This window comes from Staphylococcus sp. EG-SA-2 (assembly GCF_017152085.1).
In genome coordinates, this window is sequence record NZ_JACYHC010001181.1 from 1 (window position 1) to 656 (window position 656).

Annotated in this window: 2 protein-coding genes; one reads left to right on the top strand and one right to left on the bottom strand. The window is 33.7% G+C overall.

Annotated features, from left to right (window positions below; genetic code table 11):
* On the top strand, positions 1 to 69 hold a 69-nt coding region (locus tag IDG60_RS28090; RefSeq protein ID WP_206161083.1), incomplete at its 5' end, for a hypothetical protein.
* 93 nt (positions 70 to 162) lie between these two features.
* Here IDG60_RS28090 and IDG60_RS28095 read toward each other — a convergent pair.
* On the bottom strand, positions 163 to 656 hold a 494-nt coding region (locus tag IDG60_RS28095; RefSeq protein ID WP_206161082.1), incomplete at its 5' end, for a M24 family metallopeptidase.

The window sequence follows — 656 nt, forward strand, 5'->3', positions numbered from 1 at the left end:
TTACTGATGAACATACCTGCATATGTGTTTCTAGCTTGTTTGTTACATATTGCATTTAGACTTGGATAAAAATTTATGTCTTAGGCGCTACAATGTTATATTGGCAGTGTTTGACTGAATGAGAATGCGCTTGTAACAAGCTTTTCATTTTTATCCCACTCCTTATTTTTCGTAATGTGTTAATACTTCATATCCTTCATTAGTGACAAGTATGTCATCTTCAATTCTTACACCTGCAACACCAGGTACATAAATACCTGGTTCGATTGTAATAACCATGCCAGCTTCTAACAAATTAGAATTAGTACTTGAAACATCTTGATATTCATGTTCTTGTAATCCTAGGCCATGACCTAAGCGATGAGGGAAATATTCACCATAACCTTTTTCTGAAATAATATTTCTAGCGATATGATCGATATCTTTTAATGGTATTCCAGGTTTAATTGCTTGGATTGCAGATGTTTCTGCTTCTAATACAATATTATAAATTTCTTGTGCTTCTTTGCTAGGTTCACCAAATTTAATAGTACGTGTCATATCGCTACAATAATGCTCATAAATTACACCTAAATCAAATAGTACATATTCATTGCTTTTTAATCTGCGATCTCCTGGTGTGCCATGAGGTGATGCGGCATGATCTCCAAATAAAA